At 39.3% G+C, this 21,743-nt stretch carries 22 protein-coding genes; 9 read left to right on the top strand and 13 right to left on the bottom strand.

The genetic code is table 11. The annotated features are described in order from the left end of the window. Positions 1–310: 310 nt before the first annotated feature. Positions 311–1,747, bottom strand: coding sequence for an IS1634-like element ISMac23 family transposase (locus tag MSSIT_RS02115; protein ID WP_394296903.1), 1,437 nt, complete (start codon positions 1,745–1,747; stop codon positions 311–313). A gap of 176 nt (positions 1,748–1,923) precedes the next feature. Here MSSIT_RS02115 and MSSIT_RS02110 point away from each other — a divergent pair, with 176 nt between their 5' ends. Continuing rightward, complete coding sequence (locus MSSIT_RS02110) at positions 1,924–2,295, top strand: hypothetical protein (protein ID WP_156158770.1); 372 nt, start codon at positions 1,924–1,926, stop codon at positions 2,293–2,295. A 224-nt stretch (positions 2,296–2,519) separates the two neighbouring features. On the opposite strand, the gene MSSIT_RS24460 is transcribed toward MSSIT_RS02110, so the two are convergent. Beyond that, complete coding sequence (locus tag MSSIT_RS24460; RefSeq protein WP_231590370.1) at positions 2,520–2,663, bottom strand: hypothetical protein; 144 nt, start codon at positions 2,661–2,663, stop codon at positions 2,520–2,522. Between the two features lie 208 nt (positions 2,664–2,871). Between MSSIT_RS24460 and MSSIT_RS02105 the strand changes: the two genes are divergently transcribed. After that, the gene (locus MSSIT_RS02105) at positions 2,872–3,861 is read left to right on the top strand and encodes a TolB family protein (RefSeq protein ID WP_048169608.1); all 990 of its coding nucleotides are present in this window, start codon (positions 2,872–2,874) and stop codon (positions 3,859–3,861) included. A gap of 148 nt (positions 3,862–4,009) precedes the next feature. Here the strand turns inward: MSSIT_RS02105 and MSSIT_RS02100 are convergent, their stop codons facing one another. Beyond that, entirely contained in the window at positions 4,010–4,300 is a 291-nt protein-coding gene (locus MSSIT_RS02100) for a hypothetical protein (protein ID WP_048169606.1), read from the bottom strand. Positions 4,301–4,563: 263 nt separating this feature from the next. Here MSSIT_RS02100 and MSSIT_RS02095 point away from each other — a divergent pair, with 263 nt between their 5' ends. Further along, on the top strand, positions 4,564–5,136 hold the full coding sequence (locus MSSIT_RS02095) for a hypothetical protein (RefSeq protein WP_048169604.1): 573 nt from the start codon (positions 4,564–4,566) through the stop codon (positions 5,134–5,136). Positions 5,137–5,140: 4 nt separating this feature from the next. Beyond that, the gene (locus MSSIT_RS02090) at positions 5,141–5,536 is read left to right on the top strand and encodes a hypothetical protein (protein WP_231590368.1); all 396 of its coding nucleotides are present in this window, start codon (positions 5,141–5,143) and stop codon (positions 5,534–5,536) included. Between the two features lie 343 nt (positions 5,537–5,879). On the opposite strand, the gene MSSIT_RS24455 is transcribed toward MSSIT_RS02090, so the two are convergent. The 7 genes from MSSIT_RS24455 to MSSIT_RS02060 all read right to left on the bottom strand — a co-directional run bounded on the left by MSSIT_RS24455 (position 5,880) and on the right by MSSIT_RS02060 (position 13,034). Further along, entirely contained in the window at positions 5,880–6,026 is a 147-nt protein-coding gene (locus MSSIT_RS24455; RefSeq protein ID WP_231590366.1) for a hypothetical protein, read from the bottom strand. Between the two features lie 489 nt (positions 6,027–6,515). Next, entirely contained in the window at positions 6,516–6,662 is a 147-nt protein-coding gene (locus MSSIT_RS22755) for a hypothetical protein (protein ID WP_156158769.1), read from the bottom strand. Positions 6,663–7,363: 701 nt separating this feature from the next. Next, entirely contained in the window at positions 7,364–7,735 is a 372-nt protein-coding gene (locus MSSIT_RS02080) for a PRC-barrel domain-containing protein (RefSeq protein WP_048169600.1), read from the bottom strand. Between the two features lie 629 nt (positions 7,736–8,364). Next, a complete protein-coding gene (locus MSSIT_RS02075; RefSeq protein ID WP_148704756.1) occupies positions 8,365–9,402 on the bottom strand; it encodes a hypothetical protein in 1,038 nt (345 codons plus the stop codon). 236 nt (positions 9,403–9,638) lie between these two features. Further along, a complete protein-coding gene (locus tag MSSIT_RS21035; protein WP_052721478.1) occupies positions 9,639–10,082 on the bottom strand; it encodes a hypothetical protein in 444 nt (147 codons plus the stop codon). A 48-nt stretch (positions 10,083–10,130) separates the two neighbouring features. Continuing rightward, the gene (locus MSSIT_RS02065) at positions 10,131–10,745 is read right to left on the bottom strand and encodes a hypothetical protein (RefSeq protein ID WP_048169597.1); all 615 of its coding nucleotides are present in this window, start codon (positions 10,743–10,745) and stop codon (positions 10,131–10,133) included. Positions 10,746–12,149: 1,404 nt separating this feature from the next. After that, positions 12,150–13,034: a hypothetical protein gene (locus tag MSSIT_RS02060; RefSeq protein ID WP_048169595.1), complete on the bottom strand. Its 885-nt coding sequence runs from the start codon at positions 13,032–13,034 to the stop codon at positions 12,150–12,152. Between the two features lie 665 nt (positions 13,035–13,699). Here MSSIT_RS02060 and MSSIT_RS24450 point away from each other — a divergent pair. From MSSIT_RS24450 to MSSIT_RS02050, 3 genes are all read left to right on the top strand, one after another. Further along, on the top strand, positions 13,700–14,743 hold the full coding sequence (locus tag MSSIT_RS24450) for an SWIM zinc finger family protein (protein ID WP_231590364.1): 1,044 nt from the start codon (positions 13,700–13,702) through the stop codon (positions 14,741–14,743). A gap of 314 nt (positions 14,744–15,057) precedes the next feature. Continuing rightward, positions 15,058–15,672, top strand: a complete 615-nt coding sequence (locus tag MSSIT_RS24445) for a hypothetical protein (protein ID WP_231590362.1) — start codon at positions 15,058–15,060, stop codon at positions 15,670–15,672. 184 nt (positions 15,673–15,856) lie between these two features. Next, a complete protein-coding gene (locus MSSIT_RS02050; RefSeq protein WP_048169593.1) occupies positions 15,857–16,036 on the top strand; it encodes a 4Fe-4S binding protein in 180 nt (59 codons plus the stop codon). Positions 16,037–16,166: 130 nt separating this feature from the next. On the opposite strand, the gene MSSIT_RS02045 is transcribed toward MSSIT_RS02050, so the two are convergent. The 3 genes from MSSIT_RS02045 to MSSIT_RS02035 all read right to left on the bottom strand — a co-directional run bounded on the left by MSSIT_RS02045 (position 16,167) and on the right by MSSIT_RS02035 (position 18,623). Then, positions 16,167–16,643: a DNA-deoxyinosine glycosylase gene (locus MSSIT_RS02045; RefSeq protein WP_052721477.1), complete on the bottom strand. Its 477-nt coding sequence runs from the start codon at positions 16,641–16,643 to the stop codon at positions 16,167–16,169. A 107-nt stretch (positions 16,644–16,750) separates the two neighbouring features. Then, positions 16,751–17,542, bottom strand: coding sequence for a helix-turn-helix transcriptional regulator (locus MSSIT_RS02040; protein WP_048169591.1), 792 nt, complete (start codon positions 17,540–17,542; stop codon positions 16,751–16,753). 226 nt (positions 17,543–17,768) lie between these two features. Further along, positions 17,769–18,623, bottom strand: a complete 855-nt coding sequence (locus tag MSSIT_RS02035; protein ID WP_048169588.1) for a helix-turn-helix transcriptional regulator — start codon at positions 18,621–18,623, stop codon at positions 17,769–17,771. Positions 18,624–19,524: 901 nt separating this feature from the next. Here MSSIT_RS02035 and mtaC point away from each other — a divergent pair. Beyond that, entirely contained in the window at positions 19,525–20,301 is a 777-nt protein-coding gene (gene mtaC, locus MSSIT_RS02030) for a methanol--corrinoid protein MtaC (protein ID WP_048169586.1), read from the top strand. Positions 20,302–20,311: 10 nt separating this feature from the next. Then, positions 20,312–21,697: a methanol--corrinoid protein co-methyltransferase MtaB gene (mtaB, locus tag MSSIT_RS02025; protein ID WP_048169584.1), complete on the top strand. Its 1,386-nt coding sequence runs from the start codon at positions 20,312–20,314 to the stop codon at positions 21,695–21,697. Positions 21,698–21,743: the final 46 nt, after the last annotated feature.

The raw sequence follows: 21,743 nt of genomic DNA, 5'->3' as shown, positions 1-21,743 counted from the left end.
GAGAACTGTACTACTCCAATAATAGGAAAAAACGAAGATTCATTTCGTGAATTGAGGAGTGCTTCCAGAGTTGAGAAATTGAAAAAAGAATTTTATTACCAAATAGAAACAGAAAATAACTTTTTTTAAATAAAAATAAGTAGATATACCTGAGCCCATACACTGAGATCTAAAATTAGAATAATAACTGTTGTGAAAATTAAATCCTTAATTTGACAGTATCCACTAATTGATATTGAAAATCTATCCTATTCTTAGCTCAAACTAATTTGACACAGGGTTATGAATCTATCTAATTTTATAATAAATTCTATGGAATAGTGCCCATTTTTGTTACAATTAAGCTATTGATCTTATCAAAATTAGCAAAAATATAATTTCTGAGTCCATTTTTCACGAACTTTATTGTAAGTGTCAAATTTTTCAAGCTTTTTTTGATGAATTTTGTGGATTTGTGCTTGATTTCCTCAAATTCATATCGCATCAGCGATATGAATAATTGAGCAATAAATCCCAGTATAATAGCTCCATGAATGCTATTTTCTGACCAAACCCTTAACGGCTTAATCTGTATTTCGTTTTTAAGTGAGTTGAATATTTTCTCTATAGAGTCCTTTTCTCGATATATTTCCAATGCCTTTTCAAGTGTCAAATTCTTGTCTGATTTAAGGCAGAAAAATCCTTCTCTTCCATTAATTATGGAACTCTTTAGTAGTTCTATCGCTTCATCATCACTAAGCTCTTCGAGCTTAGTCTTAAAAGAATAGTCAATCTCAATCAACTCATTGTTTATTCTGAATTTTTTGGGAAGCTTTTTATTTTTGACAATTATCTCCTGTATCTCTTTTGCTTCCTGTAACTTCTTCAGAACAGTTCTTGCCTTTGCTTCCAACTGTTTTTCTTGTAATGATTCTGAGAAATAGAAATACTTAATGCTATTTGGCTTGACTATTTTTATCCCATAAATTCCTTTCTCAGAATCTATCTGTTCTACTTTAGTTACATCAAATTTCTCAATGATTTTATCGTCACTTGAATTCAGTTTCATGGAAGTAAGATATGTCATCTTATCTTCCTGTATCAGCTTAATGTTTTCAACTGTATTAGCGCCTTTATCAAAAACAATAAGAGATCCTTTTTTGAGTTTACTTTTTACCTGGTTATATGTCTCAGGAAAATGTTGCAGATCAAGAACATTTCCTTTGTTTACTGTAACTCCAATGGGTATGTTAATTGGTTTTTTGAGTTCACTTACTCCAACTGTTATCTGAAGCTTATCAGGTCTATGATCTCTGCTATATCCAAACTTTCCAAGCTTGGATTTTGTGCCGTAAAGAGTTATACTTGTCCAGTCAAGGTTTATATCTGTCTCTTCAAAATCATAAACGGAAAATAGATTACCTAAAATATCAGAAAGAATTTCCTCTTTGTTGCGCCCCAGGATCTCAAGTGTTCTGTAAAGAACTTTTTCATGAAAGCTCTCGAGATTCAAAATCTCGAGAATTTCTTTCTGATTTAACCATTTGCCAGCTTCTTTAATGCTAAAATTCTCGGTGAGCTTGTAGCTCACCAAGCCTATTAATAAACTATTGAGATCTAAACCTCGGCTTTTATGCTTACCAAAAACATCAGAGAAATTAAGTTTTTCATAAAAGTATTGAACAGCAAGCATCGAGCCGATAGGAACACATATATTCTTGTTAGGAATAGTAGGGAATGCTCTTATTTTTGTTTTTAGATTCATCAAATCAATAACGAAAATAAGAGTATTTATTTTTATAGAAATGTCAAACTAAGGTTAAATAGTAAGACGGCGAAGAAACTAAAATGGGGAAAAATGCTCAAAAACCTTCAACATTTAGAATATTTCAATCTGATTTCACAGCGAGAGTGTCATTGATATTTATTTTAGTAGTATGAGGATTGTATATAATATCAGCCTATTATAGTGGATTGCTAAGTCCAAGATTAACTGCTTCTGCTGCACCATTTTACTTAAAGATGGCAATTTGTGCAGTTGTACTATTAGCACCTATTATTGTATGGAAACTCAAATATTACAACAAAATGTTCAAAGGTGCCGACGAGGTTACAGGATATATTACCGCTATAAGTTTCTACCGTGACCGAGGACAAGTAAAATATGAGTATATATACAAAAATGAAAAACATTCTGCTAAGAACCGAATATTAAAATCGGGAAGAACAAAATACTATCAACTAGGGGATGAAATAACCTTGATGGTAGATCCGGAAAAGCCAAAGAAGGCTATAATCAGAGATATTTACATATAAACTGCAACGGAACGAAAAAAATCGTATTCTTTTAATTCTTTTCTATTTAATTAGTTCGAGCAGGCACACCCTGCCCCAGCTAACTACCTATCCCTGTTTCCATTGATTGTACACATTATCTCTTTAAAACTTGAAAGTGAAGCCTCCATATTCTCGATTATCTCGTTTGCAGGAATATAAGGACCCGGAAGGTTGCCCAGATCAGCGATGCTTTTGTCTTTGAGTCAGAAGATATCCAGGTTAGTCTTATCCCTTGCTACAATTTCGTCATAGCCGAATTTTCGGAACCTTCCTTCAGGAGATTCTTCATTCCAGGTCTCTTTGCGGCTGAAACGGTTTTTCGGGTTGTAACAATCGATATGTAACAAAGGTTGGAAAATATTTTATTCGCAAAATTATATAATTACTTAGTCTCTTTACTAATTTATCATATAATTGGTTGGGGAGATAATCCAGGTTTGGATTAATGTGATTTTAGTAATAGACGATTCAGATATTATTGCAGAACCTGAAAAATCTCCGAATCATATAAACTGCACATTAACTTCAAAAAATAAAGCTATCTGGGGGAAATAAATGAAAAATAAAGGGGAAATATGTTCAATAGCTTTAGCTTCAACATTCCTGGTTTTTGTTTTTTTGATTTTAATTTCAGTTGCAGCTTCAGCAGCCCAAGTTACGAAAATTGGCACAGGATACGATCCTGCTGTTTATGATAACAAGGTAGTATGGACAAATGGGGTTGTTATTCATTTATACGACCTGACCAACGGAACAGACACTACGTTTAGCTCTGCTGGGGCTTCTAGTCCGGATATTTACGATAATAAGTTAGTGTGGCGTGATGAAAGCAGTGGAACACCAAGGCTTGCTGTGTATGATATACCAACAGCCACAAAAAGTTACATCACGCAGAATGTAGACCAATTTAGCAAACCTGCTATTTACGGCAACAGAATCGTCTGGAGTGCAGATGATAATGTGTATCTATGGGACATATCTACATCCACACAGACAAAAATAGGAAACGGTAGTAATCCCGACATATATGACACAAAAGTGGTGTATTACTCATATTCAGAAGATCCGGAAGCGGATATAACTATCAGGATGTATGATATCGATACGCAGGAAAAAATAACTGTTACTTCATATGGAGATCCAAACACACCGCGTATATGGGGTACTAACGTCATCTGGTCTGACGTATATAATCATCAGGGATATATTGAGATGTATAATACATCAACAAAGAAAACCATAGACGTTACACAACCACTTGGCACCGATCCAGATGGAAATGAATACGGTGCCAGTACAGGGACACACATTGCCATACAAAATGATAAAATTGCATACAATAAATGTGTTGATGATTACGAAGGCAAACCTGGAGTATATGTATATAACATATCTACGGGACAAAGCACCCTAATATATGAATATCCTGAAGAAGTTTATACGACACCGGAAGTATACAATAACACTGTTGTATGGGGAATGGACAAGAACTATGTTGATGGTACGGTTGGCAATGATATATACTTATACAGCCTTGCAGCCTGACCCAAATGTCTCAAGTATATAAGAGGTTCACAGTAAGAAGTGGTGGGTATCCACCACAACATTTTATTGAAAAACATCTGAATTTTTGGATTTGGCGATGATAAAAAGAATATCAGAATATTCTTTAATCTTCAGGCATATGTGGAATTTATTTTTTAATTCTCTTCACCATCTCTTCACGATCTCCATTGATTGTGACTATCATTTCTTTGAAACTTGCCAGCGAAACCTCCATATTCCCAATTATCACGTTTGTAAGAATATCAGGGTCCGGCAGATTATCCAGGTCAGCGAGGCTTTTGTCTTTGAGCCAGAAGATGTACAGGTTCGTTTTGTCCCTTGCTATAATTTCATCATAGACGAATTTTCTGAACTGCCTTCGGGAAATTCCTCGCCCCAGGTCTCTGTACGATTGTGGCGGTTTTCCGGGTCGTGGCATTTGATGAAGTCTTCCAAATCCGAATATTTCATTGGATTTTTCTTCAATGTATGATGCACATTTGTGCAGTAGTCGTAGGTGCAGTAGTCGGAGATACACACTTCTGTGGTTCAGGATTCTTTCAATGCGGGTTTTGCTTTAAGTCCATGATATTAATGAGGAATATAATACAACATAGTTACATATAATCACATATTCTTTGAAAAAGAGAACACTATTCCAGATAGCAACGAGCATCGAATTGAAGGTTAAGGGGGAGTAAATTGAGAATTTCATCAGACAATATTGAAGAGGTCCTTTCTCCTTTAAGTATTACTATACTTGAATTATTGAAAATGAATGATGAGGAACCGGCAAAAGGAAAGGTTACTTTTCAAAAAGAGATGTTTCTGATATCGAATTACATTGATAAAGTGAACGAGTGGACAGAATTCGGTCCTCATTACCTCGGGCCGTACAGCGAAAATTCCGAGGCCAGCATGGAGAATCTGATATCAATGGGCCTTGTCGAAAAAAAAGAGGATTATACTTACAAAATTACTCTTCCAGGGATAAAGGCACTGGGCCTGAAGCAAGACCTCTTTTCTTCAGAAGAAAAAGAAGCAATTGCCGACTTCAAGAAATTAATCAGTAATCTCACCGATGACGAAATTCTTTTGTTTATCTATATCTCACATCCGGAATTTACCATTAAATCAGTCAAATATCAGGCAATTATGAAAACAAGGGTTAAAGACTCGATTTCAATCTACAGAAAAGGAGTCGTAAGTCTGGAAAAAGCAGCTTTCCTTGCCGGTATAAATATCGAAACTTTTCTTGATTTACAGGAGGCTTAAAGGCATGATAATTTTTGATGCTTCCTCGATCATCTACTTACTTCGGGAAGCTTACTTCCCAAGAGCTTTTGAAATCTCCAAAAAACAGGGGTACGACCTGGCAATTACAGAACATGTATATAAAGAGCTGGAGACAAATCCTGAAACCTTCAATTTATTAAATTCCTGCAAAGATTTTATAGTTATCCACAACGTTGACAAAAAGTGTATATCAAGAATTTCGAAACGTTATCCATGGCTGCATGAAGGAGAAATTAGTGTTCTCTGTGCCTGTATAGACAAAGAACAATCCGGAGAGAATTATAAATGTATCATTAATGAAATCGCCGGACAATTAAGTTCCGGGTTTGGGACAAAAGCAAATCGAACTATAGACTTGCTCTTAGAACAAAGAGGATAACTGAATGAACTAACAGATGCCGATTGCAGTGAAGCATACAACAATTGCAGTGAAGTATACAACAATATGAAAAGCTCTCCTTTCCGGATAAACCCCTTAGAGGAGGAAGGTCGTTGTTAAAATCTCAGCGAGCCCACTCTTCTTTTAAGGGTAGGATATGTCTGCATAAGCAGACAATTGCTTCAGGCAGAAAGCAATTTCAATTCCTGTCCCCGTTTCCATTAATTGTAGCCATAATCTCCTTAAAACTTGCCAGTGAAACCTCCATATTCTCAATGATCTCATTTGTAAGAATATCAGGGTCCGGAAGGTTGTCCAGGTCAGCGGGGCTTTTGTCTTTGAGTCAGAAGATATCCAGGTTAGTCTTATCCCTTGCTACAATCTCATCGTAGCTGAATTTCCGGAATCTGCCTTCTGGAAGCATCTTCACTCCAGGGTTCTTTCCGGCTGTGGCGGTTTTCAGGGTTGTAGCACTTGATAAAGTATTCAAGATCCGAATATTTCATAGGGTTCTTCTTCAATGTGTGATGCACATTCGTGCGGTAATCGTATATTTAAACTGTATGAAGGCATATATGCCTTTATTAGAGCCACAAACGAAGAAAAAGAGTCTCGAAAATATTGTAGCATTGAAAATTAATCGGGGATGATTGGAATTGTGAATGTTAATATTTATTCTGACAATCTTAATATTTCACTAATTTTTATCCTTCTAAAGTGAAACAATTTTTCGTACTACTGTGGAAGTATCTGTCGAAAAGAATTATGTTCATTTTGTCTCAAAACAGTTTCATGATGTTGTTTGTTAAACATCTGAAACGAAAAGCTAAGAAAAGCAGTAAAAGAAAAGAAATGATATATACGCTTTAACTTTGATTAGAAGAGTGAATAAGGGTTCACAAGGTTTGGTCTGCAACAATGAAGTAGAGATTGAGGAATCAGGTTTTTACTCTGTCCTGAATTTGCTCCATTTTACAGCTTACGCGTCAATGAAGTTTATTACGGAATCAGCTTTCAAGCCGTCCTGAATTTGCTTCATCTCGCAGTTTACGCCATAAATGAAGTATATTACGGGATCGGTTTTCAAGCCGTCCTGAATTTGCTTCACCTTATAGCTACGCGTCAATGAAGTTTATTACGGAATCAGCTTTCAGACTGTCCTGAATTTGCTCCATTTTACAGCTTACGTGTTAATGAAATAGATTTCGAGATCGGTTTTCAAGCCGTCTTGAATTTACTCCATTTTACAGCTTACGCGTCAATGAAGTTTATTGCGGGATCAGATTATTACTCTGTCCTGAATTTGCCTCATTTTACAGCTTAGTTCCTTGTGAACAATATATAATATGTAAGTTCTAGTATAAAATGCTGACGGTATTATTACTGATGGTAATATAAACGGTTCGTTTTTTGCTAAGTCTGCCTGTAAATCATCAGTCATACACTCTGTCGATCAGTGTGTGCATAAAATGCTTTACTAATTTTTACATTCTTAAACAACATCCTATGGTTCCTATATATGGCTAAAAAACCTTCATATTGCCGTTTATGCAACTTTTGGGACATCATCCTAAATAGTCATAATCTCTTATTAAAACAAACTTTACATTATTTAACATAGTTTGTAGAATAATAGATAATCAAAGTTTTGCGGGTTCACCTCGCCGCAAGCAGCGAGGGCATTCGACTGAATAAATTATTCAATGGAAAAGGGCATATTCTCAAAAATAGTAAGGTTTCCGAGAACCTCAAATCTTTCCTGTATTCTTCGGTAAGAAAATCGGATCGGAAACAACAATTTTCATATAATCACGCGAAAATGAACTTTTAAATTTCCCAGTAAGGATGAAGATTATACTGTTCATACACTTTAGCCAGATCATTATGATTTAAAGTCCACACATCTTCATCCAGGCCTTCTGCCGTTTTGAATGCTTCCTTATCAACTTTAAGGATATAATCTCCTCGACTTGCATGAAGAGCTCCCCAGGGAATGGCAAAAAATTTACACTTCATACCAAGAAAACAATCACAAGCAAACACTACGTATGCGATTCTTCCCCGTTCGGAGTCAATCATGACTTCTTTAATCGTTCCGAGTTTTTCATCTTTAACGGTGAGAATCTTAGATCCTTTTATTTCAGTTGACGCCACAAAAGTCCTGTTCCCTGGAACTTGCGTTTCTTCAGCTATTCCCATACACCTCACTCCTAATATATTATTCACTTATCGCATGTGTTTATTTATTACAAATGTATAGAGAAGCGTTTCATGCTTTCCGCCTGCACTTTCTCCATTCCAGACTTAAGCATATTGTCACGACCTTTAATCGTTTGGAAAAGAGATGTGACCGTCAGCCTTTTGCAAGAAACTCTTCGAAAGTTGCCGTTATAAGCAATATTGACCAGGCATACCTTCGGATTCAAATGTGTAAACAAACCGTTCAGGTATGTTCTCGATCTCTTTTAATTTTTGATTTATGCAAAAGTATGATGCTGATTGCCCATTTTAAGATCAACAGGTTACCTTTTGAGAATCTCAAAACCAGAGACTTTTGGCTTCCTATGCTATAGCCACCGTAACTACTACCGGTTAGCAGAAGCAGTTTCAAGTCCCGAGTGTGTAGTTTCCGTCCCTGGTTACCTTATCAGCCATCCCATCATAAACCTTCTCACTAATATTAACAACTAATTAATAATATACTTCCTTAAGCACCTGATGTCGTGTTCACCAGTAACTGAAAACAGTGAGCAAAAAAACGTCTATGAATTATTCCCAGAATTTTGTATACAGTTTACAGCCAAATTTACAAACCTGATATCAGCAAATTATACCCTGCTATTATTTTCCAGCCATTCTCCTTTTTTAACAATTATCGTTGAGATAGGGTAGTAATTACCATAGTACGATGACCAGATCCCGAGTTCCATCATATCAGCCTCTGATAGATCAGTTACATACGGAGGTGTATTCATGATGATCCTCCATCCATGCAGTTCTTCGGGTTTGGCAGTATTTCCTAATCCATCAATTATCAGATCGATATCAAAAACAATTGTCTGGTTAACGTTGCTCCTTATATCCCAGCGGTAAAAGTAATCCATAGAGTTGCTCCTTTTTTTAGGAGAGGAAATTGTTAGAGTATGTGTTTCACGATTTCTCATCTCTTTCCAATACTTAGATGGGATGCTGTCATTACCGGATAGAACGTCTGCACCCTTATCACCAGATAAAAGCATTCCCAGATAAAAATTTTTATACCCAACGTCAGTAACCTTTTTAACTTCCAGCTGATACTTCATTTCAGGTTTTTTGGTGGATTCAGGAGCTAAACTTATGTTCTCATGGCCTTCTATTTTGAACTGGTAAAACCAGCATGTTTCAAGCCAACCGCCTGGGTAGGTGTTCATAGATATTGAGGAATCAAGTGAAATTCCATCCACTTCTTCATGGATATAATCACTTATTACCAAACCGGAATCCGGATCAAAATCTTCGTGAGTTTCATCTTCTTTAATGCTAACTTTTTTACTGTTCATATCAATGTAAAATCTGTACACAACCCCGTCAACCATTCTGAAACCTTTCGAATACCTTGACTTCTCAGGATGAAAGCCAACAATGTAAATAACTTCTACCAAACTCTCGTTATGTATTATTTCATAAGCCCTGAAATGTGTCTTTTCGTCCAGTAAATCCTGTACATCAGGATCTCCTGTTAGTATTCTATCAGATTCAGCCTGCAAGTTCTTTATGTACTCTAACTGTTCGCTGGTTTCATTTGCAATTTGAGCATTTTCTGTTGAAATGTCCTGTTTAAGGGCCTCAATTTCAAAAATGCCTGCCAGCAGGATTAGTATTAACATAAAGAAAAAAATGAGTTTAAACTTCATTTTTAGAATTCCCGATCCATGCTATATGAAGTATCTTTTTCGCCTTCGTTACCATAGTTTTTCTAAAAATGGAGCATTGAAGAATTAAAATTCCGTTTATACCCAAAAAAACGGAACCATTAAGTCCCTTACAAAATTAAAATTTTCATTATCCCTTAATTGACATTCTGCATTTTCTGTAATTTTACAATAAAAAAGGAAAATAGCACTCAATCATAATCCCACTTCCTACCTTTCCCAAGCTCAAAAGACATTTCATCTACGATAATTGGATAATACTCACTATCTTTATCATACAATACAATATGAACTTCCCTGAAGTTATCAGTTTTTCCTTCGTATGTTCTTACCGTTTCATTATCCAGGGTGACTTCAAATCTATAATCTGTCCAGCGGTTAAATTTAAACCAGAATGTCTTTGGATAATCTGCCATACTCCCGGACCTTACAGAATACTCTTCTTTGGTTATGGATTGATTATAGACTCCAAATACCTCTACAATTACCTCGTGCTGCGTATCGTCTTTATTATGTATGCTATAAAGAGGAAGCAAAGATCCAAATAAAATATAAGAAAAAGTGCTATAGACATAAAAGCCAGAAAGAAGAAATACCAGAACTACTGCAATTACAGTCATCCGCTTTGGTTTCATACTTCACCTCCTATAACTAATAGAAAGTAGCCGGTTTTGTAGAAAATCTCACGAATTAAGAATTTCAACAATTTTCTCTGCAACCTTTCTTGCTTCTTCTTCCTCATCATACACTACTATTTCTAAGAAAGCGTTTGAGATCTGAACGAGATAAATATACCGACTTCCATGTTCTTCTGAAATGACAGCAGCTTCATCCCCGAATCCTGTTATTTTAGTCCCACTGTTTTTATCTGTTCTATAATCAAAGTATTTTTTTGCACCTTTACGGTCGTTGAAGACAAAGCTATCAAGTTCAATGAAACCTACTGTAATTTCATGATCTAACTTCCTCAATTGCAAAATAGATCCGTCTTTCACATTTGATTCGTTAAGTTTAGTTGACATTTCCAGCAAACGTTCTTTGTCTTTTTTTGCTTCTTCGGGATTAGATGCTGTTTCATCAATTTGATTAACAAAGTCCTCAAAAAATTCTACAGGATCACCAATATATTGATAATTTTCTTCTTTCCATCCAAATCCAATTTCACTTGAGGTTATTTTAAGTTGTTTTGCACTGCTAATTGTTGACGGCTTTTCCCCGCTATCATCCGCATTCAATGCTAAAACAAAAATTGAAACTATGATCAAGCAGCTAATTATCAGTAGTCTGTATTTTTTCATTTTTGAATTTTCCCCAGAATTTTGTATACAGATTACAGTCAAATTTACAAACCTGATATCAGCAAATTATATCCTGCTATTATTTTCCAGCCTCATCCAGAAGATTCAAAGGTTAAATAGCGCAGTGTTTACAATCTAACTGGCAAAAATCCACTATATGCAGATCTAAAGAATTTGCTGGCATGACACCCCTCATTTAATATTTTTCACATAGAAATTATACCGCATTACAGGAATTAGTTAAAGAAGGTAACAATTGGTAGCAAATTAAGTAACTTTAAAAAGGAACATGTAAAAAAAATTACATTATAATATATCAATGAATTTATACGAGTAACATTTGTTAGCTATTGAGGTAACATGAAAAAACTGATAGCTTACGAATAATTATTTTGAAAATCTTTCTGGCAATGTACATGATTTTCTGTAAACCATAATCTAAAAAAAGCTATTATGGAAAGAATTTCACATCAAGAGAACGATGTTTCACACAATGTAAAAAAATTAGACTTTAAATAGTACAACGAATTCCCGACATGCCCTTTAGGCATAGAGCAAAGTCGCAAACCCAAGAATTTTACGGTGCTACTTTTTTCCTTCCGTTTGTGAAACTTTAATTTCACTATCAACGAAAAAGAAGATAAGAGCGTATTGAAAAATTACACAAAACAGTTCATTATGTAGGAAAAATAAAAACGGAGGGTAAAAAACAATTTCAAAATGAAAGAAAAAAGAGATGATGAAGGGAAGTGTTTTTTATTGGGAACGTTTTTTGCATTTATCAGAGTATTTAGAGTAGTTAATTCTGTAATTTACTGCTACGGTTGTCGGGTTTTCATGTGGTCGCCCGGTTCTTTCGAACCGGGCAAAGGAGGTACATTTTGATACTAATCAAACGATATTCAATTTAGGTATAATCTGGTGTGTAGGGATTTGTTCGATATGTTTGTTCTGTGCTTATTTCAGGTCTGTCTGGAAAGATGAGGAGATTCAAATCATCTCCTTTCCAAGTTCCTATCATCTCCTTTTGAGTTTTTCATCATCTGGATTTTTCATCATCTCTTTTCGCTCCCGATCTCATGTAGGACTCCATATCACCTTCTTTTGAGTTTTTTATCATATATTCATCATCAAATCTAATTTGTGCATCATTAAGCCTGTTATTCACCCATTAAGCCTGTTATTCAGTTTGAAGTGTTCAAACCTGGCAGAACTTACCTTTCAGAGTTCCTGCCAGAATTTACTGTCACAGCTTAGTAGCCGTCACAGAACAACCTATGCAGATTTCCTATTTGACATTTTGATTTTCAATATCAAGGTCGCCAATCGAAGTTACAATAAATAATCAGTTGCATAGGTTATTTCGTTGCGGGCACTTACCCATCACAGGTTATCTGTCACAGCTTACTTGGTACTGTCATCAGTGCTGCTGTCCTGAGCTTCGGAGGGAGGCATGGGGCAATCGCAGCCACCGTGCTGCATCGGGCCACCGATTCCCATACCAGGCATTCCCTGGGAAGAGGACATGGCCTCCATAAGGTCTTCAAGGGACTCTGCTCCGTTGATATCGTCTATCAGGGCAGTAAATTCCGTGATCCTGCTGCTGATGTTCTCACTCATGTTGTCATCGGTGGTCTCGCTGTTACTTTGCATCTCTTCGAGGTGTTCTATTTCCATTTCAAGCGAGTCAACAGCCTGGGTCTGTATATAGGTAAATACTACATCCTGAAGCTCGTCTGCACCGGAAGCCTCACTTACTTCGCTGGATAGGGTTTCAAGCTCGGTTATTTGTTCGTTGAGCATCTCAGTCATATTTTCATCAGTAGTGTTATCCAGCTGACTGTTAAGCACATAAGTCATATTTTCAAGGGAATCAACAATTGCTGCCTGGACCTCGGTATAATTATCATCAGTTACGCTCTCAACCTGAGCGAAACAGAATAATCCGGGCATTCCACAGATCCCCTGATTCATTCCTCCTGGACCCATATTCCCTTCATGTCCGCCTCCGTTTTCCGGCATTTGGCTGGACAAAACTTCCTGGAGTTCCGAGGCATCGGATGCTTCACTTACATTGGAATAGAAGCTTTGAAGCTCAGAAATTTGTTCGCTGAGAGAGTCAAGGATCCCTGCCTGAACATCAGCATAATTATCATCTGTTATGTTCTCCGCAGGAGCAAATGCAGGGGAATTCTCCGATGCAAAAGCCCCCGAAGGGACTATACATAACACCATTAGTACCGCTGCAATGCGGAAAATCGAATTGAATACTGTTGTTTTTATTTTCATAATATACTTCCATTACGGGTTCATCTTTTTGTCCTTTATATCCTTTTTATGGCCGTTTTATATCCATTATGGCCGGTTTATAGCCGTTTTGTGGTCGTTTTATGCCCTTTGGGCTTGTTTTTCAGTTATTCATCTTATTCTGGGGAGGGATTCATTTGTTCCATTTGTCTTGTTTTTTAGTCTTGTATTCTGATGATTCATTTGTTCCACTTGTCCTGCAGGTTTCTCACCTGCTGACAGTCATGAGATTAGCAGGCTAAAATATAAACTTACTTTCAGAAATAAAGGATTTAAAGCAATTAAATTTTAAAATAAAGCTTTATAAAAACTTATAAGTCTCAAAGAAGCTTAAAAATATAGATTAATACTAATCAAAATTCTTAAAAGTCTTTTTTTATAAAGGAAAGAAATTATATATTTATCTTCATAAGAGATCGGATTGTTACATGAGAAAAAACTCTAATTATAGGGCTCCATGTCAATGGTTTTCTTTCTACAGGCCCATATTCAATGAGTTCCCGCCAGCGGAAATTACCATCCGGACAGGATCAAAAAAGAATATCCAGGACAAAACAAGTCCATTTCTGGACTTCCTTTCAGAACCCTGATCCATAAAACCGGCCCGTAATTCCTATTTTTATATGACAATATCGAAATAATAGTTTATGCCATCGGAAAATAAGGATGTTGACCCCTTCAAAGAGCTAAGGTGGGGAGACCTGGAGGATTGGGCAGGAGGGAAAGCTACTGAAAAAGGGATAAAGTACCAGGAGGAAGGGCGGATAAAAGAGCTGAAACGAACCCCGGAGGGCAGCCTTGTAGCCCGGGTAGAAGGAACAAAAGAATATTTCACGGAAATCTTTCTGGAAAATGGAAAATTGAGCTCAGTCTGCACCTGCCCTGTAGGGCACGACTGCAAACATGGGGTTGCAGCCGTACTGGAGTACCTGGAACTCGCAGAGTATGGAGAAGAGGTTCCTGTAATTTTTGGAGAAGCCCCGTTAGTTGCGAGAACTAGAAAGGAATACACAGAAGCTGAACCACCTCTCAAAGGAGCTGGAGAATTCTCAGCCAGAGCTCTCAGCGAATACCTGGAGCAGCTAACAAAAAAAGAATTAATCGAAATACTTGTGGCGTTTGCAGAAAAAGATGCTCTTCTCGGCAGGTACCTTAGAGACCGGCAGAACCTTGCAGCAGAAAATGTAGTTGCAGCAGAAGATGTGGGAGAAATTATAGGAGAGGCAGATTCCGAACTTGACGAGCTTCTGAAAGAAACCGAGTATTTTGCTTATGAAAATTATGAAATTGATGTGCCTGACTTTCCGGATGTGCGGATAGGGCTGGAAAGCCTGCTCGATTCCGGAGACTCCGATGAACTGCTTGATATCGGAAAAGAGCTGATGGACAGGTACGAAAAAATAGCAGAATATGACGAAAAAGGAGAGATCGGAACAAAAATAGCCTTCTGCATGGACGTCGTGTTTGAAGCCCTGTCCCGGTCATCCCTGCCTACCCACGAGAAAATGCTCTATATGCTTGAAATTGAGCTTAGAGATAACTACAATATTCTTAATGAACACGCTTTCTGGGAAGGGGATTATACTTCTGAAGAATGGAAGCTCTTTGCAGAAGTCCTGAAAGTTAAGCTTAATGAAGCAAAAGAGAAAAAAACTCTCTCTACAGCCCACCCTGGCAGAGGGACTATGTAGTTGACAGGCTGATTGATTCCTTTGGAAAAGCCGGGCTTCCCGAAGAGATAATACCTACCTGTGAACACGAAGCCGAAAAAACAGGTAATTACATCCGGCTGATAGAGCTGCTGCTCGACTCTGGAGAGAAAAAGAAAGCAGAAAAATGGATTTACAGGGGAATCAAAAAAACCAGAGAATACCAACCAGGAACTGCCCGCCAGCTCTTCCGGACCCTGATTGAGCTAAAGGAAGAAGAAAAAAACTGGCTTTTTGCAACTGCCCTTGAAGCAGAAAAGTTTTTCAGGGCTCCTTATACGGCCAGTTATCCCGGAATGCAAAAAGGCGCTAGAAAAGTGGGAGTCTGGAAGGAGGTACGGGAAGCTGCCCTCAAATATCTGAAAACAGGGGAACTGCCGGCAGGTCAGGCTAAAGCTGACAAAGCCAAAAGTAAGGAAGAAATCTCAGGTAAAGAAGAGCTTTCAATTCTTCCAGGCATTCTACCGAAAACAGGTCTTTTGGAAGCTGGTTCCATACAGAAGATAGAAACTCCCGCCTTTGATCTTTTAATAGAAATAGCAATTCAGGAAGAAGACCCTGAAGAAGTGGTTTACTGGTATGAAGAACTTAAGAAGAGTGGAGCAGAAGCCGAAAGTCACTGGCTTTCAATCTCTGAAAATCAAATTGCAAACACCGTCAAAGTGAAATATCCGGAAATCGCGCTTGATATCTGGAAAAAACGTGCAGAAAAGTTGATTTCCGAAACAAAAGTAAGCTCATACGAAGAGGCATTCCCTTACCTCCGGAAAGTAAAGGAAACACTTGAAGCCAGCGGGAAAAAGGAAGCCTGGGAAGCCTATCTTTCGGAGATAAAGAAAGTAAACAAACGCAAAAAAAAGCTGCTTGAGATTCTGGACAGGCTTGGAGCAGACAGGATCATCGGAGAGTGAACAGGGACAAAAAACAAAAATGAGATGGAAACGAGCAGGAGTAAATTTTTATATATAAAAATAGATAAATAAAAAAAGGACCAGGATTTACCTGAAACCTATACTTGCCATACTTCTAAAGTAATGTTTAAAGCACTGATCTGACAGAACAAAACAGAAAAACGAAAAGAGGAGTTGAAAACTAATGCCAGCAAAAGTCAACAAAGAAGAATGTACAGCATGCGGAACCTGTGTGGAAGAGTGCCCTGTAGAAGCAATCATTATCGATGAGGACGCGGGTTGTGCGGTTGTGGACGAAGACGAATGCGTGGACTGCGGAGCCTGCGAAGAAGCCTGCCCGGTAGGGGCTATAAAAGTAGAATAAATCGGAAGTAAGAATAAACCGGAAAAATCAAAAATATACAGCTTTAAACATATAAGGATTAATTTGTATTCTGAACCGTGAGTTAAAATCACTAACATGAGAAAGAGTGGACTTGAGGAAGTGTCAGGTTTTAATGCCTGAAAACAGCCTCCCACTCCGATTCCCTATTTTTTGAAAATCTCCGGTTAGCCCCGCTTGAAGAGGGTAGAACCTTTGTTTCATATCCCATTCCTCTCAGGAGAGTTTCATATTCTCCGGCTTTTCTGCCATTGAAACAGATAAGCCTGAGCTTCGGGACCACTTCTTTCAGGCCTGAAAAATCATTTATTTCTTCGTCCCCGATCTTTGAGTCCTGGCTTCCGGCCCGGTTTCCGGCTTTAAACACATCCCAGAGCCCTATTCTGTTGCACTTAAGGGTTTCAAGTCTTTTTTCGTAAGCCATGCCCTGAAGAGATTCTCCGATAGCGTTTCCGACAAGCCTCCAGAAATCGTTGCCCGGGTTTCCATAGTACTGCTGCTTACGGATGGACTCATCACTCGGAAGAGACCCCAGAATCATGATTTCGGTGTTTTCGTCAAGAATCGGAGGCAGACCGCGCTTTATCATGGTTAGAGAAAACTCCGGTTTAAGGATACTTTAATTTTAGGGAAAGAAAATTGAGTTTAAGGATACTTTAATTTTAGGGAAAGAAAAAAAGAAATATTACAGCCTGCTCAGACCTGTGTGACCTGCTCGGCCATGTCCCTGTAATAGTTGTAAAGTTCCTGTCCCCATTCAATGGCGCTTTTCTCAAAGCTCACCATTTCATGGTTATAGTACCTTCCGTCCTTGGAGATCATGGACAGAGAGATAAAGCGGTCCGTAACAAGGCTGGACGCAAGTTCGATTTTATTTTCACAGACAAAGATCTGCGCATTTTCCAGGTTAAGGAACTCTTCGACTTCCGGTCTGTAATCGGAGACCATTTTTCGGTAGATGGGTTTTTCGAGAACAAGAGAAACTTCAATACCTTTATTCGCAAGGTCAAGGTAGAGGCCCGGATACCCGGGGCGGAAAAAAGAAGAGACTTCCATTACTGTTTTTGACCTGTAGAGAGGATCCATTATTTCAGGAGGGTAATCAAAAATATGAATCCTGTCAGGCACAAGCTCCATACAGCTGCCGAGATCCCCTATCCGGTCAAGCAGGTGGGTGGGAAGAGTGAGGAGGTTCTGCCTTGCCCAGTAATCATGGTTTTCATCAAAGAGCCGGAATGTGGAGAGGAGAGGTTCCATTTTGGGGACTATAAGTTTCCCTTTTACGGAAAGCTCGTAACTGTTCTCTTTCTGCGCCAGCAGCCCTTCTTTGAGCAGGATACGGATCTGAGCCATAATAGGGCTGGAACTGACTTCAAGCTCAGTCTTGATCTCTTCAATCGTTTTTGGCCCGTTCTTAAGGAATAAAAGCAAATTTTTTCGTTTATCTGAAAAGAAAATAGTATCTATTAACTGCAGTTCCATACTCATTCTATTCGGCCTCCTTCCGGATGGAGTTTAGATTAAATAAGGTATTTATTATTTATCCTGAGTTACTGAGGTTGAAGTTACTGAAGTTTGAGTCGGAATATTCAAACTGTCCGGAATAATTTCCAGCACTTGAAGAACCCCTGTTGCCCCGGCTAATCTCAATTTCCTTGCGTATTTTGGGAAAAGCCTCAAGCCTGTATTAAACCTGTTAACGTACTGGCATAATTCAGTGGAGGCTTAAGAGAAGAGATTCTGAAAAAGCTCCGTGTTCGGACGTACATGTAAAACTGTCAAGACTCGTCTCGCCATCGACTTTTAATGCCCTTGATTTATAAAAATCAAATAACTCTTTTGCCCAGGAAATAGCCTGGGATTCGGAACAGTACATATATTCATGGTAGAACCTGCCCTGGCTGTCAAAGAGAGAAATCATCATCCCACGATCCGAGACGATAAGTTCGGCAATTTTTACGCCATCCTTACAGGCAAAAAGTTCGGTATTGTCCATTGCGGCAAATCTTCTTATTTTCTTTTCATAGTTATACAGGAACTTTTCAAGTACCGATTCCGTGAATATAAGGGAAACCTCTGACTCAAGCCTTCCAAGCTTTGAATAGAGGGGGAGGAACTCCGGCCTGTAGAAGGATGAAAACATCATCAGGTAGCGAGAAGAAGCGAAGTATTCCAGAAGCTCGGTATTGGGCTCGAAAATCTGGCTGGGATCGGCTTTAACCAGATTGCAGTCCTTAATATCCCCTATCCTATCAAGTAGGTACGGGGGAATTCCTCCCAGGTCGTGTTCAATCCAGTAGTTATCTTTTTCTAGCAGGGTGAGGACATCAACAAGGGCCCTGGCTTTTTTGAAGACCTGCTCTCCCAGATCTGTCAATTCGTAGTTGCCATTTTTTTGAATAACAAGGTTACTGTCCGTAAGCCTCTTGATCTGGGGCAAAATAGCCGTGGGAGAAACATCAAGGAGGACTTTAATATCCTCCATTGTGCGGGGTTCTTCTCCCAGCAGTAAGAGGAGGTCTCTTCTTTTCTGAGAACGAAATACTACATCTATTAACTCAGATTGCATTCAAACCATTCCTATCTCTTTTTTCTTTAAAATATAGGATAATCTGCATTATACGGGAAGGAAAAATGTTCGCATTGGAGCGAGTAAAGATTTGAGTTACACTCGGGCCATATACGGCCTTAATAGGAGGAAGAGTTTGCGCCATATATTAGAGATTACTGATATATGGATTTATATAAAAGAGTTTGGATGAATAATTTAAAACGCTAAATACTCTAATCAATTTTACTCCAACAGTTGAAGAGTGATGCAGAATAGAAGTAAAAACAAGATCATTCGACGGATAAAAGAACCTGAATTACATACATACTAATTCTAAAATATATATATGTGAACTGAGATGGCAAATCTGAACATTGAAATTTTTTATCCGCTTGATCTGAATAAAGACATTGTTCAAAAAAAATATAAATGTTGAAAACGAAAGCATCTCAAAAAATATCAAAGAAAATTTGCATGATTTGCCTCAAAAATTTAGAGTTCTATTATCGAGAAAAGAAGGTTTAAAAAATTCAAAGGAAAGAAGCCCCTCCGCGCCCTCAAAATTTCAGACGCCGTGTTGACCTATAAAAATCAGGAAAAAATTTCCGTCGGTTATGGTATATGTGATGATTTCCCCTAATTATGCTGTAAACACATGTCGGCATGCAGGCATGAGATTTTATAAAAAAAGGAAAAGTTTCGGTAACAGGAGAAAGAAATTCTTCCATCGGTATTGTACTGAAGATATCTGAAATTTAGACCCTCAAACACATAAACGTCAGATACTTTTCAGGTCTACCGCAGAAAGAAAAATACTTTACAAAGGCAAAACCGGAGCATTCCAGGCCTTATTCACCCGGAAACTGCAGAGCCGGAATGGTAATGGCTTTTTGTTTGATCTAAATGGAGGTTTAGAAATATGTTGGACTTTACAGAGGCAAGTCTGAAAAAGGTATTAACCAGGTACAATGTGGCTCTGGAAAAGGCAATGACGCCAGAAGATGCCGCAGAAGAGCTTTATCCTAAAGACGAACTTATCTACCCGATCGCAAAAGCCATCTTCGAAGGAGAAGAAGATGATGTGATCGAGGGTCTCCAGGCTGCAATGGATGCAGGCAAGGACCCAATTGCACTCATCGACGATGCCCTCATGGTCGGTATGGGCGTTGTCACCAATCTCTACGATGAAGGTATAATTTTCCTCCCCAACGTCATGATGTCTGCTGACGCCATGCTTGACGGTATCGAATTCTGTAAGGAAAACTCTGAAACTGCCCCTGTAACAAAGGGAACTGTTGTCTGCCACGTCGCAGAAGGTGACGTTCACGACATCGGTAAGAACATCGTTACCGCCCTCCTCAGAGCAAACGGCTACGATGTAGTTGACCTCGGAAGGGACGTCCCTGTGGATGATGTTGTCAAAGCAGTTGCTGAAAACAACCCGATAATGGTCACAGGTACTGCACTCATGACCACCACCATGTATGCATTCAAGGAAGTTAACGACAAACTCCTTGAGAAAGGATACAAGCTTCCATTCGCATGCGGTGGCGGAGCAGTTAACCAGGACTTCGTATCCCAGTATACACTCGGTGTGTACGGTGAAGAAGCCGCTGACGCCCCCAAGATTGCTGACGCAATCATTGCAGGTACCACAGATATCGCAGCATTAAGAGACAAATTCCACAAGCACTGAGGTGAGTTAAATGGCAGCAACAAGATTCACTAAGATGGCATACGCAAGCGCAGACGAAATGACCTTCGGCGTATCCAAGCACCCCGTAAAGGCAGGCCTTGGCCTCGAAATCGGTGCAGGCTACACAATTCCCGAAGTTAACTATGCCCCCAGACCTGAAGCCGGTGCATCCAAAGAAAAACTCATAAAGGAATACGAGAGGATCACCACCGACATTATGGGTAGAATGGTCCAAGTCGGTTTCCCTGCAGTTATCCTTGAAACCGAACACGTTCAGCAGATGTCCAACAACCCCTCCTGGGGAGCAGAAGTCGCACACGCCCAGAAGACCATCATGGAAGAATACCACGATGAATACGGCATAAAGTGCGCCCTCCGCCACACCATCGGTGACATCCGTGAAAACAGGGACTTCCTCCAGCTCAGAGGCGACAAGTACTCTGTCTTCCTCGAAGCCTTCGAAGAATGTGCCAAAGCCGGTGCTGACCTTCTGTCCGTTGAATCCATGGGTGGTAAGGAAGTATTCGACTATGCAGTTCTCAGAAACGACGTCGCTGGTATGCTCTACGCAATTGGCTGCCTCGGTTCCATTGACATGGAAATGATCTGGTCCGACATCGCCGCAATTGCACAGAAGACCGGCACTGTTGCAGCCGGAGACACCGACTGTGCCCAGGCAAACACCGCAATGTTCATCGGCGGCGGTCTGCTTGACAAGAACCTCGCACACACCCTTGCAATCCTCGCAAGAGCAATCTCTGCCCCCAGGTCCCTTGTGGCATACGAATGCGGTGCAAAAGGTCCGGGTAAGGACTGCGGCTATGAAAACATCATTATCAAAGCCATCACAGGTATGCCAATGACCCAGGAAGGTAAGACTTCCACCTGCGCTCACTCTGACGTACTGGGTAACCTCATTATGCAGTGCTGTGACTGCTGGTCCAACGAGTCTGTCGAATACCACGGTGAATTCGGCGGTACAACTGTTCAGTGCTGGTCCGAGACCCTTGCATACGACTGCACCCTCATGAACACCGCTCTTGAAACCAAGAACGAGAAAGTTCTCAGAGACCTCTTCATGCTCTCCGACAGGTACAGAGACCCGCAGGGATATGTCCTCGCCTACGACAACGCATACAAGGTCGGCGAAGCAATTGTTAAGGACGGAGAAGACATCTACCTCAGAGCAAAGAACGCTGCAATCGCATGCTGCGACATCGTCAGCGAAGGTGCAGCCGGCAAGCTCGAGCTCTCCAGGTTCGAAACCAACGCCCTTGCAGACGCAAAGGCATCCCTTGACTCCCTCACGGACGACATGGACAAGTTCATGGACGACTGTCTCACAAAGTACAAGAGTGAAGTTAAGGTCTTCCTCCCCGAGAACTACGGCTTCTAAGCCCTCAGTTCTCTTTTTCTTTTTTCTTAAACTTCACCCCTTTTCC

It is taken from the genome of Methanosarcina siciliae T4/M (assembly GCF_000970085.1).
GTDB lineage: Archaea > Halobacteriota > Methanosarcinia > Methanosarcinales > Methanosarcinaceae > Methanosarcina > Methanosarcina siciliae.
Note: the sequence above shows the minus strand (reverse complement) of the source record. Positions and strands in the feature narration are given on the sequence as shown.

Bases quoted from the DNA above. Each gene is read 5' to 3' on its own strand.
- MSSIT_RS02080 (WP_048169600.1), bottom strand. From the start codon at position 7,735: ATGGGAATAGCTGAAGAAACGCAAGTTCCAGGGAACAGGACTTTTGTG.
- MSSIT_RS02060 (WP_048169595.1), bottom strand. From the start codon at position 13,034: ATGAAAATAAAAACAACAGTATTCAATTCGATTTTCCGCATTGCAGCG.
- MSSIT_RS21035 (WP_052721478.1), bottom strand. From the start codon at position 10,082: ATGAAACCAAAGCGGATGACTGTAATTGCAGTAGTTCTGGTATTTCTT.
- MSSIT_RS02065 (WP_048169597.1), bottom strand. From the start codon at position 10,745: ATGAAAAAATACAGACTACTGATAATTAGCTGCTTGATCATAGTTTCA.
- MSSIT_RS02100 (WP_048169606.1), bottom strand. From the start codon at position 4,300: ATGCCACGACCCGGAAAACCGCCACAATCGTACAGAGACCTGGGGCGA.
- mtaC (WP_048169586.1), top strand. From the start codon at position 19,525: ATGTTGGACTTTACAGAGGCAAGTCTGAAAAAGGTATTAACCAGGTAC.
- MSSIT_RS02035 (WP_048169588.1), bottom strand. From the start codon at position 18,623: ATGCAATCTGAGTTAATAGATGTAGTATTTCGTTCTCAGAAAAGAAGA.
- MSSIT_RS02045 (WP_052721477.1), bottom strand. From the start codon at position 16,643: ATGATAAAGCGCGGTCTGCCTCCGATTCTTGACGAAAACACCGAAATC.
- MSSIT_RS02050 (WP_048169593.1), top strand. From the start codon at position 15,857: ATGCCAGCAAAAGTCAACAAAGAAGAATGTACAGCATGCGGAACCTGT.
- MSSIT_RS02090 (WP_231590368.1), top strand. From the start codon at position 5,141: ATGATAATTTTTGATGCTTCCTCGATCATCTACTTACTTCGGGAAGCT.
- MSSIT_RS24445 (WP_231590362.1), top strand. From the start codon at position 15,058: ATGCAAAAAGGCGCTAGAAAAGTGGGAGTCTGGAAGGAGGTACGGGAA.
- MSSIT_RS24450 (WP_231590364.1), top strand. From the start codon at position 13,700: ATGCCATCGGAAAATAAGGATGTTGACCCCTTCAAAGAGCTAAGGTGG.
- MSSIT_RS02105 (WP_048169608.1), top strand. From the start codon at position 2,872: ATGAAAAATAAAGGGGAAATATGTTCAATAGCTTTAGCTTCAACATTC.
- MSSIT_RS02040 (WP_048169591.1), bottom strand. From the start codon at position 17,542: ATGAGTATGGAACTGCAGTTAATAGATACTATTTTCTTTTCAGATAAA.
- mtaB (WP_048169584.1), top strand. From the start codon at position 20,312: ATGGCAGCAACAAGATTCACTAAGATGGCATACGCAAGCGCAGACGAA.
- MSSIT_RS02075 (WP_148704756.1), bottom strand. From the start codon at position 9,402: ATGTTAATACTAATCCTGCTGGCAGGCATTTTTGAAATTGAGGCCCTT.